Source organism: Cellulomonas soli, from assembly GCF_013409305.1.
Lineage (GTDB): Bacteria > Actinomycetota > Actinomycetes > Actinomycetales > Cellulomonadaceae > Cellulomonas > Cellulomonas soli.
Window position 1 is genome coordinate 1,288,726 of record NZ_JACBZJ010000001.1, and the last position, 14,877, is coordinate 1,303,602.

At 74.5% G+C, this 14,877-nt stretch carries 14 protein-coding genes; 6 read left to right on the forward strand and 8 right to left on the reverse strand.

All coding sequences use genetic code 11. From position 1 onward, the window contains the following. Positions 1 to 43 precede the first annotated feature (43 nt). The gene (locus BKA22_RS05955) at positions 44 to 1,741 is read left to right on the forward strand and encodes an AMP-binding protein (RefSeq protein ID WP_146952621.1); all 1,698 of its coding nucleotides are present in this window, start codon (positions 44 to 46) and stop codon (positions 1,739 to 1,741) included. A 42-nt stretch (positions 1,742 to 1,783) separates the two neighbouring features. On the opposite strand, the gene BKA22_RS05960 is transcribed toward BKA22_RS05955, so the two are convergent. After that, complete coding sequence (locus BKA22_RS05960; RefSeq protein WP_146952682.1) at positions 1,784 to 2,527, reverse strand: class I SAM-dependent methyltransferase; 744 nt, start codon at positions 2,525 to 2,527, stop codon at positions 1,784 to 1,786. A 115-nt stretch (positions 2,528 to 2,642) separates the two neighbouring features. Between BKA22_RS05960 and BKA22_RS05965 the strand changes: the two genes are divergently transcribed. Next, a complete protein-coding gene (locus tag BKA22_RS05965) occupies positions 2,643 to 3,839 on the forward strand; it encodes a TIGR04053 family radical SAM/SPASM domain-containing protein (RefSeq protein WP_146952622.1) in 1,197 nt (398 codons plus the stop codon). Positions 3,840 to 3,989: 150 nt separating this feature from the next. Then, positions 3,990 to 4,430 carry a ribosomal maturation YjgA family protein gene (locus BKA22_RS05970; protein WP_146952623.1) on the forward strand — a complete coding sequence of 147 codons (441 nt, stop codon included), beginning with the start codon at positions 3,990 to 3,992 and terminating at the stop codon, positions 4,428 to 4,430. Here the strand turns inward: BKA22_RS05970 and BKA22_RS05975 are convergent. Continuing rightward, positions 4,414 to 5,907, reverse strand: a complete 1,494-nt coding sequence (locus tag BKA22_RS05975) for an RNB domain-containing ribonuclease (RefSeq protein WP_307725879.1) — start codon at positions 5,905 to 5,907, stop codon at positions 4,414 to 4,416. The two genes, BKA22_RS05970 and BKA22_RS05975, sit on opposite strands and share 17 nt — an antisense overlap. Before the next feature lie 21 nt (positions 5,908 to 5,928). Continuing rightward, positions 5,929 to 7,143, reverse strand: a complete 1,215-nt coding sequence (locus BKA22_RS05980; RefSeq protein ID WP_146952624.1) for a trans-sulfuration enzyme family protein — start codon at positions 7,141 to 7,143, stop codon at positions 5,929 to 5,931. A gap of 176 nt (positions 7,144 to 7,319) precedes the next feature. Here BKA22_RS05980 and BKA22_RS05985 point away from each other — a divergent pair, with 176 nt between their 5' ends. After that, positions 7,320 to 7,664 carry a NifB/NifX family molybdenum-iron cluster-binding protein gene (locus BKA22_RS05985; protein WP_146952625.1) on the forward strand — a complete coding sequence of 115 codons (345 nt, stop codon included), beginning with the start codon at positions 7,320 to 7,322 and terminating at the stop codon, positions 7,662 to 7,664. Positions 7,665 to 7,707: 43 nt separating this feature from the next. Here the strand turns inward: BKA22_RS05985 and BKA22_RS05990 are convergent, their stop codons facing one another. Genes BKA22_RS05990 through BKA22_RS06005 form a run of 4 tightly spaced genes read right to left on the reverse strand, consistent with a single transcriptional unit; the run spans position 7,708 to position 12,084 of the window. Further along, on the reverse strand, positions 7,708 to 8,199 hold the full coding sequence (locus BKA22_RS05990) for an SRPBCC family protein (protein ID WP_146952626.1): 492 nt from the start codon (positions 8,197 to 8,199) through the stop codon (positions 7,708 to 7,710). After that, entirely contained in the window at positions 8,196 to 8,561 is a 366-nt protein-coding gene (locus tag BKA22_RS05995) for an ArsR/SmtB family transcription factor (protein ID WP_218866548.1), read from the reverse strand. Before BKA22_RS05995 ends, BKA22_RS05990 begins: the two co-directional genes overlap by 4 nt. 40 nt (positions 8,562 to 8,601) lie before the next feature. Further along, positions 8,602 to 9,474 carry an oxygenase MpaB family protein gene (locus BKA22_RS06000; RefSeq protein WP_146952628.1) on the reverse strand — a complete coding sequence of 291 codons (873 nt, stop codon included), beginning with the start codon at positions 9,472 to 9,474 and terminating at the stop codon, positions 8,602 to 8,604. Positions 9,475 to 9,528: 54 nt separating this feature from the next. Beyond that, positions 9,529 to 12,084 (reverse strand): alpha-L-rhamnosidase, encoded by a 2,556-nt coding sequence (locus tag BKA22_RS06005; protein ID WP_146952629.1) that lies wholly within the window; start codon positions 12,082 to 12,084, stop codon positions 9,529 to 9,531. A 131-nt stretch (positions 12,085 to 12,215) separates the two neighbouring features. Here BKA22_RS06005 and BKA22_RS06010 point away from each other — a divergent pair, with 131 nt between their 5' ends. Continuing rightward, positions 12,216 to 13,565: an MFS transporter gene (locus BKA22_RS06010; RefSeq protein WP_146952630.1), complete on the forward strand. Its 1,350-nt coding sequence runs from the start codon at positions 12,216 to 12,218 to the stop codon at positions 13,563 to 13,565. 95 nt (positions 13,566 to 13,660) lie between these two features. After that, positions 13,661 to 14,287 carry a TetR/AcrR family transcriptional regulator gene (locus BKA22_RS06015; protein ID WP_146952631.1) on the forward strand — a complete coding sequence of 209 codons (627 nt, stop codon included), beginning with the start codon at positions 13,661 to 13,663 and terminating at the stop codon, positions 14,285 to 14,287. A gap of 51 nt (positions 14,288 to 14,338) precedes the next feature. Here the strand turns inward: BKA22_RS06015 and BKA22_RS06020 are convergent, their stop codons facing one another. After that, a complete protein-coding gene (locus BKA22_RS06020) occupies positions 14,339 to 14,866 on the reverse strand; it encodes a hypothetical protein (protein WP_146952632.1) in 528 nt (175 codons plus the stop codon). Positions 14,867 to 14,877 lie beyond the last annotated feature (11 nt).

Sequence of the window (14,877 nt, forward strand, 5' to 3'; positions counted from 1 at the left end):
CTACGGAGTAGTAACTTACGGTGCCGTAGGTTAGTGTCGGATCATGGCCACGGACCGACCCGCACTGCCGCTCGTCTACCCCGCCGGAGTCCCGCGCGAGCTCACCGTGCCGGACGAGCCGCTCACCGCAGCGCTCGAGCACTCCGCGCAGACCTGGCCCGACCGGGTGGCCGTCGACTTCCTCGGCGGCACCACCACGTACCGGCAGCTCGCCGACAAGGTCGCCCGCGGCGCGCAGGCGCTGCTCGACCTCGGCGTGCAGGCCGGCGACCGCGTCGCCCTCGCCCTGCCGAACTGCACCGCGCACGTCGTCGCGTTCTACGCCGTGCTGCGCATCGGCGCCGTCGTCGTCGAGCACAACCCGACCTACACGTGCGACGAGCTCGCCCACCAGCTCGCCGACTCGGGCGCCACCGCCGCGATCGTCTGGGAGAAGACCGTCCCCGCGCTGCTCGCCGGGCAGTCCCAGACCTCCGTGCGCACCGTCGTCGCCGTCGACCTCAGCGCCGACCTGCCGTGGGCCGCCCGGTTCGCGCTGCGGCTGCCCGTCGCCAAGGCCCGACGCACCCGCGCCGCCATGCGCGGGCCCGTGCCCGCCGACGTGCCGCTGTGGCACGAGCTCGTCGGCCGGACCGCGCCGATCGACCCCGCGCACCCGGCACCGGCGCCCACGGACGTCGCCGCCCTGCAGTACACCGGCGGCACCACCGGCACCCCCAAGGGCGCGATCCTCACGCACCACAACCTCGTCGCCAACGCCGTGCAGGGCCACCTGTGGACCGCGGCCGTCCCCGGTACCGAGGTCGTCTACGGCGTGCTGCCGTTCTTCCACGCGTTCGGCCTCACCCTGTGCCTCAGCTACACGATGCGGGTCGGCGCGACGCTCGTCGCGTTCCCCAACTTCGACCCGGCGCTCGTGCTCGCCGCCCAGCGGCGTCGACCGGGCACCTTCCTGCCCGCCGTGCCGCCCATGCTCGACCGCCTCGTCACCGCGGCCGAGAACGCCGGGGCCGACCTCACCTCGTTCACCTACGCGATCTCCGGGGCGATGGCGCTGCCCGCCAAGACGGCCGCCCGTTGGGAGCAGGCCACCCAGGGGCTCGTCGTCGAGGGCTACGGCATGACCGAGACCTCGCCCGTCGCGCTCGGCAACCCGCTCGGCCCGGACCGCCGACCCGGTGCGCTCGGCCTGCCGTTCCCCGGCACCGACATCCGCATCGTCGACCCCGAGGACCCGGACGTCGACGCCGCACCCGGTGAGCGCGGCGAGCTGCTCATCCACGGCCCCCAGGTGTTCCAGGGCTACTGGGGTCGCCCCGAGGAGACCGCCGAGCAGCTGCTGCCCGGCGGGTGGCTGCGCACCGGCGACATCGTCACGATCGTCGACGGGTACGTCGTCCTCGTCGACCGCATCAAGGAGATGATCGTCACCGGCGGCTTCAAGGTGTACCCCTCGCAGGTCGAGAACCACCTGCGCGGCATGCCCGGCGTCCAGGACGTCGCCGTCGTCGGCATCCCCGGCGGGGACCTCGGCGAGAAGGTCGTCGCCGCCGTCGTCATGGCACCCGGCGCGAAGCCCGTCGACCTCGACGCCGTGCGCGCCTGGTGCGAGCAGCGGCTCGCCCGGTACGCCCTGCCCAAACAGCTCGTCATCGTCACCGAGCTGCCGCGCTCGCAGGTCGGCAAGGTGCTGCGGCGCCTCGTCCGGGAGCACGTGCTGACTCTCGCGCCCACGGTCTGACGCCGGCGGGCGCGGGCCGCGCAGCCCGTCCCACCGGGAGCGTCAGGACACCGCCGACGCCCTCGGGGCCGCGCGGAGCAGGTGCAGCACCGTGCCGAAGTGCTCGGTGACCGTTCCGCCGCAGGTGTCGGCGGCCTGCGCGGCGGCCTCGACCTCCTCGGGCGACCAGTCGCTGAACGTGGCGAACAGCCGTCGCACCCGCTCCGAGGAGAGCTCCGCCGTCCACCGCCACCACGTCGTGCCGAGGGGCTCGAACCAGCCGCCCGCGGCCAGCTCGTCCATCGTGGGGCGCAGGTCGCCTCGCGGCGCCGGGCCCCGGCCCGCCGGGCGCCTGGCGACCACCTCGTCGACGAGCTCGCGGAACGGGGAGCGGACCGACGGGTCGCCGAAGACCATCCGCCAGACGGCCAACCGACCCCCGGGCCGCAGGAGCCCGTGCAGCAGCGGAAGGCCGACAGCCAGGTCGACCCAGTGCATCGACGTCGCGGCGACCGCCGAGTCGATCGACGCGCCCGGCAGCTCGACATCCTCCAGCCGGGAGTTCACCACCGTGGCGCCGGGCACGGACTGCGAGAGGAGCGTCGCGAGCCGCCGGCCCGGTTCCACGGCCGTCACCTCGCATCCCGCCGCGACGAGCGCCGCCGTCGCCAGGCCTGCTCCCGCACCGACCTCGAGCACCCGCACACCCGCACCCAGGACACCGGCCCGGGTGAGCTCCTCGAAGAGCGCCTCGGGGTACGGCGGCCGGGCCGCCGCGTAGTCCTCTGCCATCCGCTCGAAGTGCATGCCTTCCACGAGCGTCCACCCTAGGACCGTCCGAACGCCCGGTGACCCCCGGGCAGGACCCCACGTCGGGCCAACGTCCCAGGTCAGCGCGTTCGACCGGTGGGAGCATCCGGCCATGTCGCAGCGCAGCGCGCACCCCGTCGTCCGAACCGTCCGCCACGACCCCGCCGACCGGCCCCTGCTGGTCATCTGGGAGTCCACGCGCGCCTGCGCGCTGTCCTGCGTGCACTGCCGCGCCGAGGCGCACCCCGCGCGGCACCCGCGCGAGCTCGACACCGAGCAGGCCACCGAGCTCATGGCGCAGGTCGCCTCGTTCGGCAAGCCCTCGCCGATCTTCATCATCACCGGCGGCGACCCGTTCGAGCGCCCCGACCTGTTCGAGCTGGTCCGCCGCGGACGGGCGCTGGGCCTGTCGGTCGCCGTGTCGCCGTCGGGCACCGCCAAGCTCAACCGGGAGTCGCTCATCGGGCTGCAGGAGGCGGGCGTCACGGCCATGTCGCTGTCGCTCGACGGGGCCACCGCCGAGACGCACGACGGGTTCCGCCGCGTGCCAGGCACGTTCGACCGCACCGTCGCCGCGTGGGAGGAGGCCCGGTCGCTGGGCCTCAAGGTGCAGGTCAACAGCACGATGTCGAGCCGCACCGTGCACGAGCTGCCCGACCTGGCCGCCATGCTCCGCGAGCGCGGCGCCATGACCTGGAGCGCGTTCATGCTCGTGCCCATGGGCCGCGGCGTCGACCTGGGCACGCTGTCCCCGGCCGAGGCCGAGGACGTCATGAACTACCTGTACGACCTGGGCCCGTACCTGCCGGTCAAGACCACCGAGGGGCACCACTTCCGCCGCGTCAACCTGCAGCGTGCGGTGCTCGAGGCACGCGGCGAGGACCACGTGAAGGTGCTCGGCCTGGGCGACCTGTACGCCGAGCTCACCGAGCGGACCGCCGCGTTCGGCTGGGGTGAGGGCGTGCGCAACCGGCGCCCCCCGGTCAACGTGAACGCCGGGTACGGGTTCGTGTTCGTCTCGCACGTCGGCACGGTGCACCCCAGCGGGTTCCTGCCCGTCGGCGCCGGCGACGTGCACGACACCCCGCTGCCGGAGATCTACCGCACGTCCGAGCTGTTCACCGGCCTGCGGGACTCCTCGCAGCTGCAGGGTCGGTGCGGCGAGTGCGAGTTCTCCCGGGTCTGCGGCGGATCGCGTTCGCGCGCCTACGCGACGACAGGCGACCCGTACGCGTCCGACCCGCTGTGCGGGTACCAGCCGGGGTCGTTCCCGTACCCGGAGGACGTGGCGGCGCTGCTCGCCTCCTGACGGCAATCTCGACGGCAGTCCCGACGGCAGGCATGGGCTTCGCGCGGGCGTGAGCACCGGGTCTGCACGCAGCCCACGCACGACGTCCCCGCCGAGCTGGCACGGACCGCGGGGCCGACCCCTAGCGTCGGGGCAGGAGGTGCCGATCCGATGCCCGACCTGCCCGACCTCGCAGCCGTCAGTGCCGTGCGTGCCGCGCCCCGCAGCCGCGGCCCGCTGCTGGCCGCCCTCGCGCTGACGCTCGTCGCCGGGGTCGCGACGACACGTCTCCCGGCATCCGCCGGCGCCGTGGGCGACTCGGCCGGGGACGGGCTGTACGCCGTGGCGGTCTGGCTCGTCCTCGCCCTGCTCGCACCTCGGACCCGGACCCTGGTGCTGACGTCGACGGCCTTCGGCCTCTGCGCGCTCGTCGAGCTCGCGCAGCTGACCGGAGGGCCGGCCGCGGTGGTCGATGCGTTCCCGCCCGCGCGGTACCTGCTGGGCACGACGTTCGTCGCGACCGACCTGCTCGCGTACGCGGTCGGCTCGCTCGCCGCGACGGCGCTCGACCTGCGGCTGCCCCGGCGGGCGCCGGTCAGCGCTCCAGGGTGAAGCGGACCGTGCGCCCCGTCACGGAGACGTCGGTCAGGCGGACACGGACGGCCTCGCCGAGCGGCAGCCCCTCCCCTCCGACACGGGCACGCACGGCGGGGTCCCGCAGCTGGACGACCCCGGCGGCCCGGTCCTCGCGCACGTCGACGACGACCGCGTCGAAGACCTCCCCGGTCCGACCGGCGAGCAGGGCGGCCTCCACCAGGTCCAGGCACGCACGCTCGTAGGCCGAGGCGTGCGCGTCACCCGACGCCATCCGGGACGGCAGGTCGGGCAGCGCGGCACGCACCCACTCGGGCACGGGCACGTCGGCGCACAGGGCCAGGCACGTCTCGCCGACGAACCGGTCGACCAGCCGACGCAGCGGGGCCGTGGTGTGCGCGTACGGCGCCGCGATCGCGGCGTGCTCGACGTACGCCGGGCGCTGCCCGTCGAACGCGACGTAGGCCGCACCGCGCATCAGGGTCGCCGCCTCGGTGAGCAGCGCCGCCTGCGCCGGGTCGGAGGAGTCGAGCCCCGAGACCACCTCGGCGTGCCCGGCGCCCTCGGGCCACGGCACGCCGAGCGCCTGCGCGGTCCGGCGCAGACGGGCCACGTCACGCGGGTCGGCGGCGGGCAGGGTGCGCAGCACGCCGATGCCGCCGTCGAGCATGAGCGAGGCGGCCGCCATGCCGGTCAGCAGCGAGACCTGCGCGTTCCAGCCCTCGACGGGCAGCGTGCGACGGCTCGTCAGCGCCCAGTGCCCGTCCTCGCGGCCGGCCTCCTGCTCGGGCATCGGCAGGGTCAGGCCACCGCGCTCGCGTTCGACCTGCTCACGCAGCAGACCGACCTCGCGCAGCAGGACGAGGACGTCGTCGGCCGTGCCCGTGTCGAGCGCGTGCTCGACCTGCTCGTAGGTGAGGCGGGCGCGGCTGCGCACGGTCGCCCGGCGCACGTCGAACCGGGTCAGCTGCCCGTCGCCGTCCAGGTCGAGCTGCCACCACAGCGCCGGCCGCTCACCGTCGGGCAGCAGGCTCGCCGCGGCCTCCGACAGCTCGGGCGGGTGCAGGGGCGTGCGCCCGTCCGGTGCGTACAGGGTCACGACCCGACGCCGTGCCTCGGTGTCGACCGGGCCGCCCGCGGGCACCCAGGCGGCGACGTCGGCGATCGCGTAGTGCACGCGGAACCCGCCGCCCGGTCCGCCGCGCCGCTCGATGTGCAGGGCCTGGTCCAGGTCCATCGAGCCGGCGGGGTCGATCGTCACGAACGGCACGTGCGTGGCATCGGCCGTCCCGGACGGTACCTGCGGTGCTGCCGAGCGCGCCGCGGCCACGACCTGCGGCGGGAAGGCGTCGGGGACCTGCAGCTCGGCCCGGACGGCCGCCAGGCCGGTGCGCACGGCGCGGTCGACGGTCTGGACCGAGACCTCGGCGGGCGGTTCAGCACCGGGGACGGCGGGCAGCGGCGCCGGCCGCAGCCGGACATGACGTCGGGGCACCGGCCGAGCCTACGGCTGCCGTCAGCCGCCGAGCTGGCCCAGCACCTCATCGAGTGCGGCACCCAGGTCGGCCAGCAGGTCCTCGACGTCCTCGAGCCCGATCGACAGGCGCAGGTGCCCCCACCGTCGGAACTCCTCGGGGTAGGTGGCCACGCGCGGGCCGTCCGCGCCGACGTGCACGATCAGCGACTCGTCGTGCCCGAGGGAGACGGCCGAGGTGATGACCCGCAGCGCGGCCACGAACCGGTTCTGGGTGTCCGGGTCGCCGTCGACCGCGAAGGCGATCATCGCGCCGTAGCCGCGGCCGCCGAACTGCCGGGTGGCGACCTCGTGCTGCGGGTGCGAGGGCAGGCCCGGGTAGGCCACGTAGGCCACGCGCGGGTCGGCGTCCAGGAACTCCGCGACGCGCTGCGCCGAGGCCAGGTGCTGCCGCAGGCGCAGCGGCAGGGTCACCGACCCGCGCTGGATGAGCCAGGCGTTGAACGGCGAGATGACCCCGCCGACGTCCACCTGCGCGTCGGCCTTGAGCGGTCGGACCAGCGCGGTCGTGCCGATGACCGCCCCGCCCATGGCGTCGCCGTGCCCGTTGACGTACTTGGTCAGCGAGTGGATCACCAGGTCGGCGCCGTCGGCCAGCGGGCGGTACAGCGGCGGCGGCGTGAACGTGGAGTCGACCACCAGCAGCGCGCCGCCGTCGTGCGCGACCTGCGCCACGGCCGCCACGTCGGTGACCTTGGTGGTCGGGTTGGCGATCGCCTCGACGTGCACGAGCCGGGTGGTCGGGCGCATCGCCGCACGCACGGCCTCGACGTCCGAGGCGTCCACGAACGTCGCCTCGATGCCGTACCGGTCGGGCAGCAGCTCGGTGTACAGCCGCCAGGTGGCCTCGTAGGTGACGTCGGCGACGACGACGTGGTCGCCGCTGCGCAGGTACCCGAAGATCACGGCGTGGATCGCGGCCACCCCCGAGGCGAGCACCACGGCGTCCTCACCGCCCTCCAGCGCGGCCAGCTTGGCCTGCAGGCCCTTCTGGTTCGCCCCGGAGTTGCGCGTGTACAGCGGGGTGTCGACGTCCGACCAGCTGATCGAGGCCGGGTCCTGCGGCAGCGCGTAGGAGTTGGCCATGACGATCGGCGTGCGGATCGCGCCTGACCCGCCGTCGATCGCGTTGCCCGCGTGCACCGCCCGGGTGCCGAAGGCGAGGGACTCGGGCCGGTGCTTGTCGGGGCGTGTCACGCGGCGATGCTAGGACCGGCCCGTTGCGTCCAGGTGAACGTCGCAGCAGGTGGACGTCGTCGTCGCAGGCGAGGACGGTCGCGCGCGGCCGGCCGGGACCATGGGCACGGGTGGCCGACCCGTCGGCCTGCGCAGGATGGACCCGGCGTCGGTGACGCCCCCGAGGAGGAGCACCCATGATCGTCTGCATCCCTGTCACGAACGACGGCCTGGTCGGCCACGGCTGGGGCCGCGCCGCACGCGTCGCGCTCGCCGAGGTGCAGGGCGGCGAGATCACGGCGTGGGACGAGGTCGACGTCCGGTGGGACCTCGCGCACGACGAGGGCACCGAGGGGTCTCACCACGCGCGCGTCGCACGGTTCGTCCGCGAGCGCGGCGTCGGCATCGTCGTGGCCGGTCACATGGGCCCGCCGATGGTGCACATGCTCGGCAAGCTGAAGATCGCGACCGTGCTGGGCGCGCAGGGGTCGGCACGCGACGCCGTGCTCGAGGCCGTCGCGGCCGGCATTCCCGCGGTCTGAGCGCGTTCCCGGGGCCCGCCCGCGCGGGCGCCCGGACCGCCGTTCAGGGCTGGGCGGCGAGGATCGCGTCGATCTGCCCCAGGGCACCGGTCATGCCCTCGACCATGCCCATGCCGACGACCTGCTCGAGCTGCTCGGCGGACGCGAACCGCGTGGTGATGACCATGCGGGTCACGTCGCCGTCGGGCTGCAGCTCCATGTGACCGCGCATGGTGGGCATCTCCCGGTCGGGGGCGCCGGAGTCGTCGGCGAACCCGTCGTCGAAGACGATCGCGCGGTGCGGGTCGATCGTGACGAACGACCACCAGCCGTGGGCCTTCTCGCCGTCGGGTCCGGTCATGTAGTACCGGGCCTCGCCGCCGGGCACGAAGTCGTGGTCGACGAACGTGGCCGGCCAGTCCGGCGGACCCCACCACTGCTCGAGCTGGCGCGGGTCGGACCACAGCTGCCAGATGCGTTCGGGGGTCGCGGTGAACTCGGAGGTGATGCTGAAGGTGAGCGCCTCGGGGTCGGTGGCGCTGCGGAGCACGGTCATGGTGCGTCTCCTGGCGTGTGCGGTGGGCTGTGAGGCTCGGCGAGCAGGTCGCCGAGGCGGTCGATCCGTCCCCGCCAGACCTGCTCGTACTCCTCGAGCAGCCGTGCGGCGGTCCGGATCGTGCCGACGTCGCCGCGGACGAGGCGCTCGCGGCCGTGGCGTCGCTTGGTGACGAGCGACGCGCGCTCGAGCACGGCGACGTGCTTCTGGACCGCGGCGAAGCTCATGTCGTAGCGCTCGGCGAGCGCCGACACGGACTCCTCGCGCACCAGCACCCGGGTGACGATGTCGCGTCGGGTGCGGTCGGCCAGCGCCGCGAAGAGGCGGTCGACGCCGTCCTGGTCCAGCTCATCTACAACCATGTGGTTGCACATTACTCGCCGGGCGTCAGCCTGGGAAGGGCTACCCCTCCGGTGCGTCCGGCGTCCTGGCGAGCGACCAACGGATCAGCCCGGTGACCAGCCGACCGGCAGGCCGCGCGACCGCCCGCCGCACCGGCGACGACCCCGGCGCGACCAGCTCGCGCGCCCACGGCGGCAACGTCGCGACCGCACACCCCGTCAACCCCGCGTACGGCACCCGCAACGTCCACGGCACCGGCGGCTGGTGCAGCAGGAACCCGATCGTGTCCCGCGCCGCCGGCGACACCGCCAGCTCCGGACGGTAGGCGTCGAGCTGCGCAGCCAGCTCCGCCTCCGTACGCGGCGGGTCGACCACCCCCAGCCGCTCGGCGACCGTCGCCAGCTGCGCCACGTACTCGTCGTAGCCGGCAGGCGTCAGCGGGTGCGCCCCCACCGCGCGGTGCGCCGCCACGAAGCTGTCCACCTCCGCGACGTGCACCCAACGCAGCAGGTGCGGGTCGCTCGCCCGGTAGCGCACCCCCTCGGGCGACGTGCCGCGCACCCGCTCGTGGATCGCGCGCACCCGGTCGACCGCCGCCTGCGCGTCGTCGGCCGTGCCGAACGCCGTCACCGCGAGGAACGTGCTCGTCCGCGCCAGGCGTCCCCACGGGTCGCTGCGATACCCCGAGTGGCCGGCCACGCCCGCCATCGCCGCCGGGTGCAGGGCCTGCAGCAGCAACGCCCGCAGCCCGCCGACGAACATCGACGCGTCCCCGTGCACCTCGCGCACCGGCGATCCCGGCGAGAACCAGCGCGGGCCCGGCGTGCCGTGGATCCGCTCCCTGGCCGCCACGCCGTCAGGGCCGGCCACCCGCGCGAACAGGGCGTCACCGGCCCGCTGCCGGACACCGCCGAGGAGGGACGTGGGCACCATGCGTCGATCGTGCCCTGCCGTGGCCGCGGGCGCGGGCCGAGCGGGCCGAGACCGTCAGGCGCCCGGCGCCTCCGGACGCGCGGGCCACGGGCAGGTGAGCCGGTACGCGCCGGCCCCCAGGCGTCGGTGTCGACCGTCGGGGAGCTCGACGTCGCCGACCGTGCCCTCGGGGAACGCCACGTCGATCGTGAACAGACCCTCCTCGACCGACCAGGCGGTGCGCACCGGTCCACGGGGAGTCGCGAGGCTCGCCCTCGCCCAGGTCAGACGAGCATCCGGGACCGGGGCGATCCGGACCCGCCGGTAGGCCGCCTCGCCGGGGGTCGGCTCGTCGACCAGGCGGATGCCTGCGACGTGGGTGTACAGGAACGAGGCGACCGCGCCCTTGCTGTAATGGTTGAGCGACCCGCGGGCGTTCCCGTCAACGTCGACGCCGTCCCACCACTCCCAGACGGTGGTCGCGCCCGCGGCCAGCATGCCGAGCCAGGAGGGTGCGTCCTCGCTGGTCAGCAGGTCGTAGGCGATCTCGGCGTGCCCGTGGTCGGCGAGCACCGGCAGGAGCATGCCGGTGGACAGGAAGCCGGTGCCGAGCGTGCCGCCCCGCTCGGCGATCAGCTCGACGAGCCGCGCGGCGGCGGCCGTTCGCTGCGCGGGTGGCAGCAGGTCGAACGCGAGGGCCCGCACGTAGTGCGCCTGGGACTCCTCGGTCAGGCGCCCGTCGACGCCCACGTACTCGCGCTGCCAGGCGTCCCGGGCAGCGTCGGCGAGCGCCGCGTACCGCTGCTCGACGTCGGGCAGCCCGAGCAGGGCGCCCGTGCGGGCCAGCAGGTGCGCCGAGCGGTGCAGGTACGCGGTCGCGACGATGCCGTGGTCGGCGACCGGGTCGGGTCGCGGCGGGACACCGGGCTCGAGCCACTCGCCGAAGTGGAAGCCCGTGTCGAGCAGCGCGTGCTCGTGCGCGGCGGGCACCGGTCGTCGGGCCGTCCGGTCCGGATGCCGGGCCCCGGCCGCGCGCGCGGCGGCGTGGTCGACCCAGCGGCACATCGCGGGCAGCTGCTCCCGCAGTGCGTCGAGGTCCCCGTACGCCCGCCACAGCTCCCAGGGCACGATCACCGCGGCGTCGCCCCAGCCCGCCGACCCGGCGGCGGCGTCCTCGAACACCACGCCCGAGGGTCGGTCGCCCGCCGGGTTGGGGACGACCGTGGGGACGCGCCCGTCCGCCCACTGGTCCGCGGCAAGGTCGCGCAGCCAGCGCTCGGAGAACTCCTTGACGTCGTAGAGCAGCGCGGCGGTGGCGACGAACACCTGCCAGTCGCCGGTGAACCCTGAACGCTCGCGCTGCGGGCAGTCGGTGGGCACGGCGCACACGTTGCCGCGCAGGCTCCAGCGGACCGCCTCGTGCAGCGCCTCGAGCCGGGGGTCGCTGCACGCGAACGTGCCGACCGGTGCCAGGTCGGAGTGCACGACGACGGCCCGGATGCCGGCGCGGACCTGCTCGGCGCCGACAGCGCTCGGCAGGCCGTCGACCTGCACGTAGCGGAAGCCGTGCGTGGTGTGCCGGGGTTCGAACACGTCGCCGTCGCGCCCGGCGGAGACGACCTCGTCGACCTGGCCGGCGGGCAGGGTCTGCCCGGTGGAGAACACGAACGCCCGCAGGTGGTCGGTCGTGAGCAGGCCGTCGGGGTCGAGGTGCTCGCCGTGCGTGAGGGTCAGCCGGGTGCCTGCGGGGCCGAGGGCGGTCAGCCGTACCCAGCCGTTGAGGTTCTGCCCGAAGTCGACGAGGACGCTGCCCGGGCGCGCCTCGCGCACGGCCGCCGGCGCGAGCTCCTCGATCCTGCGGACGGGCGGCCCCTCGGCGGGCACGAGCCGGGCGCGATCGGCGATCAGGTCGGTGGAGCAGCCGCCGGTGCTGTCGCCGTCGGCGTCGAGCGGCTCGACCGGGAGCCAGCCGACCGGCGACCCCGCGCCGCGGTACCAGGCGGGGTCGTGCCGGCGCAGGTCGGTCGTCTGGCCGTCCATGAGGTCGGCGCGCGTGATGTGGCTGGTGCGGGACGTCCAGGCGTCGTCGGTCGCGACGAGGGTGCGGGGCGATCTCGTTCCCTCGGCGTCGGAGGCGACGACAGCGGCGAGGAGCACCGTCCGGTCGCCGAACCCGTCGGGTCGGCGCTCGAACCCGTGCCGCCCGCGGAACCACCCGTCGGAGAGCAGCGCGGCGATCGTGTTGTCGCCCTCGTGCAGCAGGTCGGTGATGTCCCAGGTCTGCACCTGCAGGCGCTTGCGGTAGGCGGTGAAGCCGGGGGTCAGCTCCTCGTCGCCGACGCGCACGCCGTTGAGGAACAGCTCGTAGACGCCGTGCGCGGTGGCGTGCACGAGCACGGGTCCGGTGCCCCCGTGGGGCGGCACGGCGAACGTGCGGCGCAGCAGCATGGCGGGTCGCTCACCGGCGGGCAGCGGGTGCGGTTCGGCCGGGGCGATCCAGCGGGCGTCGCGCAGCGCCTCGCGCAGGCGGTCGGCGTGCCCGTCGCGCTGCGGGTCGCGCGGCAGCCCGTGCGGTTCGCGCCGCGAGCCGTGCGGCGGGGCGCTCGTGAGGGTGGCGCTGCTGGGGGACATGTCCGGCGTCTCCTTCGACGGGTGCGGTACCTACCGATTGGAAACGTATCACTTAACAACTGGTCGGCGTCCTGCTACGGTCCGACCCAGGGACTCAACGGTCGAGTCCTCCGACAGCAAAGGCGCTCGTCATGACCACCTCCCCTGCCGCGCCCACCGCCGCGGCCCCCGCCTCCGCCCCGCCGGCCGCCCCACCGGCCATCACGATCGACGCCGCGATCGCCGCGCAGCCCGCCGCACCGCCCGCGTTCCGCAATCCCGGCGCAGGCTTCCTCGTCGGCCTCGGGGCCGCGAACGTCGCCATGATGGGCGCGCTGCTCTCCGTCGGGATCCTCACGCTCCCCCTGCAGGCCGCCGCGATCGACGCCGGCACGGCCACCACGATCGTCTCGATCGCCAGCGGCGTCGCCGGCGTGTTCGCCTTGATCGGCCACCCCGCCTTCGGGCGGATGAGCGACCGGACCACCTCGCGGTTCGGCCGCCGACGTCCCTACCTGCTGCTCGGCGCCCTGCTCCTCGCCGTCGGCGCGCTGATCGTCCTCGCGGCCGCCTCGACCCTGGTCCTCACGGTCGGCTGGGTCGTCATGACCCTCGGGCAGACGTCCGCGGCCGCCGCCCTCGGCGCGACGATCCCCGACCAGCTCGCGCCCGAGCGCCGGGGACCCGCCTCGGCGCTCTTCGGCGTCGCCGGCACCGTCGGCGCGGTCGTCGGGCTCTTCCTGGCGAGCCTGGTCTCGGGCTCGCTCGCGGCGATGATCCTGCTGCCCGCCGGGCTCGCCGTGCTCTGCCTCGTCGTGTTCGCCGCCGTGCTCGACGACGACCGGCTCGACCGGGCGCACCGACCCGCGCTCGACCTCGCCGAGATCCGCGGCACGTTCTGGGTCAGCCCGCGCCGGTACCCCTCGTTCGCGCTCGCCTTCGGCAGCCGGTTCTTCGTGTTCTGCTCCGTCGCCGCGGTCAACGCCTACCAGGCGATCTACCTGATCATGGCGCTGCACGTCGACCCCGCCGAGGTGGCCGGCAAGGTGTTCGTCTCCACGCTCGTGCTCGCCGCCGTCTCCCTGGTCTTCGCCACGGCCATGGGACGCCTGTCGGACAAGGTCGGGCGGCGCAAGCCCTTCGTGATCGTCTCCGCCCTGATCTTCGCCGGCGGGCTCGCGCTGGTCGCGGTCGCCTCCGACTACACCGCGTTCCTCGTCGCCATGGCCGTGCTCGGCGTCGGCCAGGGCGTCTACTTCGCGGTCGACTTCGCCCTCATCACGCAGGTGCTGCCCGACCCGAACAACCCCGCCAAGGACCTCGGCATCATGAACCTGGGCATGTCGCTGCCCTCGATCCTGGTCCCCGCTGTCGCCCCCGCGCTGCTGGCCATCGGCACCACCGCCGCCGTGCCGCAGAACTTCGGATCGCTGTTCTTCGCCGGCGCGGTGGCCGGGATCCTCGGCGCGATCCTCATCGTGCCGATCCGCCAGGTCCGCTGACCGCCGCCGGCCGGCGCCCCGGTGAGCAGGGGACGCCGGCCGGCAGCGCGCGACCCGTAGGGTGGCGGCAGTCGGGACACACGGGGACGAGGACCATGCCGCTCACGGACGACGTCGCAGTGCGGCGCAGGATCAGCCGCCAGGCCCAGGCCACCCACGAGCGGCGCGAGCAGATCCTCGACGCCGCCGTCGCCGCGTTCAACGAGTCCGGCTTCAACGGCACCTCGATCCGCGACGTCGCCGCCCGCGTCGGCATGTCGCACACCGGCGTGCTGCACCACTTCCCGGACAAGGCCGCGCTGCTCGAGGCCGTGCTCGACCGCCGGCTCGAGCGGGCCGTCGCCGAGTTCCCCCTCGAGACCGGCGACGGCGAGGTGTTCCTGCGCAGCCTCGTCGCCCTCGCGGAGCGAGACGCGCAGGCGCCCGACGACCTGCGGCTCTACTGCACGATCGCCGCGGAGGCGCTCTCCCCCACGCACCCCGCGCACGGCTACTTCACGCAGTGGTACCACCAGGCGCGAGCGTCGGTGCTCACCGCGTTGCTCGACCTGGAACGGCGCGGGCACTTCACCGGGCACGGCGTGAGCATCGAGACCGCGGCCGTGCAGATCGCCAGCATGCGCGACGGGCTCAACCAGCACTGGCTGCTCGCCCCCGACGAGGTCGACCTGGTCGGGGCGACACGGGCCCAGCTGCGGTTCTACACCGACCTCGACCTCTGACCCGCGCCGGTCGACCCCGGGGGCGTGTCGCGCTCGACCCGCGAGACCCGGTCAGCTCGTCAGGCGGTACGCCTCCGCGGTGATCTCGATCAGCCCGCCGACCTCGTTCGTGCACCGGGCGCCACCCTCGATGAGCGTGCAGGTGAACCCGTTCCGCGAGACCACCGCTCCCACGGGCAGCAGCTCGGAGTTGGGCACCGTCTCGCTGAGGACGTCACCGGGGCAGCCCAGCGTGCCCTCCGTCTCGGTGGCCTCGAGCCACACGTCGGTGCAGGGCGGGCCGTACTCCAACAGCTCCGCGGGCACCTCGTACGCCGGCTGCTCCTGGAGCTGGCACTCGACCGAGGTGTCGTGCACCACGCACTGCACCGACTCCGAGCGGAACTCGGCGAGGTCACGGGCGGGCTCCTGCGGGAGCGGGTCGCCGGACGGCTCCGCGACCACGCTCGCCGAGGGAGAGGTGGACGTCGCAGCACTCGCCGCGGGCGACGGCTCGAAGCCGTCGTCGGACCCGCCTCCGCACCCGCTGAGCAGAGCGAGGAGCAGAACTGCCGGCAGGACCCGCTGCGCAGAGATCACCGATCGATCGT

Coding starts and splice junctions, on each gene's coding strand:
- BKA22_RS05955 (WP_146952621.1), top strand. CDS start 44: ATGGCCACGGACCGACCCGCACTGCCGCTCGTCTACCCCGCCGGAGTC.
- BKA22_RS05960 (WP_146952682.1), bottom strand. CDS start 2,527: ATGCACTTCGAGCGGATGGCAGAGGACTACGCGGCGGCCCGGCCGCCG.
- BKA22_RS05965 (WP_146952622.1), top strand. CDS start 2,643: ATGTCGCAGCGCAGCGCGCACCCCGTCGTCCGAACCGTCCGCCACGAC.
- BKA22_RS05970 (WP_146952623.1), top strand. CDS start 3,990: ATGCCCGACCTGCCCGACCTCGCAGCCGTCAGTGCCGTGCGTGCCGCG.
- BKA22_RS05985 (WP_146952625.1), top strand. CDS start 7,320: ATGATCGTCTGCATCCCTGTCACGAACGACGGCCTGGTCGGCCACGGC.
- BKA22_RS05990 (WP_146952626.1), bottom strand. CDS start 8,199: ATGACCGTGCTCCGCAGCGCCACCGACCCCGAGGCGCTCACCTTCAGC.
- BKA22_RS05995 (WP_218866548.1), bottom strand. CDS start 8,561: ATGGTTGTAGATGAGCTGGACCAGGACGGCGTCGACCGCCTCTTCGCG.
- BKA22_RS06000 (WP_146952628.1), bottom strand. CDS start 9,474: ATGGTGCCCACGTCCCTCCTCGGCGGTGTCCGGCAGCGGGCCGGTGAC.
- BKA22_RS06005 (WP_146952629.1), bottom strand. CDS start 12,084: ATGTCCCCCAGCAGCGCCACCCTCACGAGCGCCCCGCCGCACGGCTCG.
- BKA22_RS06010 (WP_146952630.1), top strand. CDS start 12,216: ATGACCACCTCCCCTGCCGCGCCCACCGCCGCGGCCCCCGCCTCCGCC.
- BKA22_RS06015 (WP_146952631.1), top strand. CDS start 13,661: ATGCCGCTCACGGACGACGTCGCAGTGCGGCGCAGGATCAGCCGCCAG.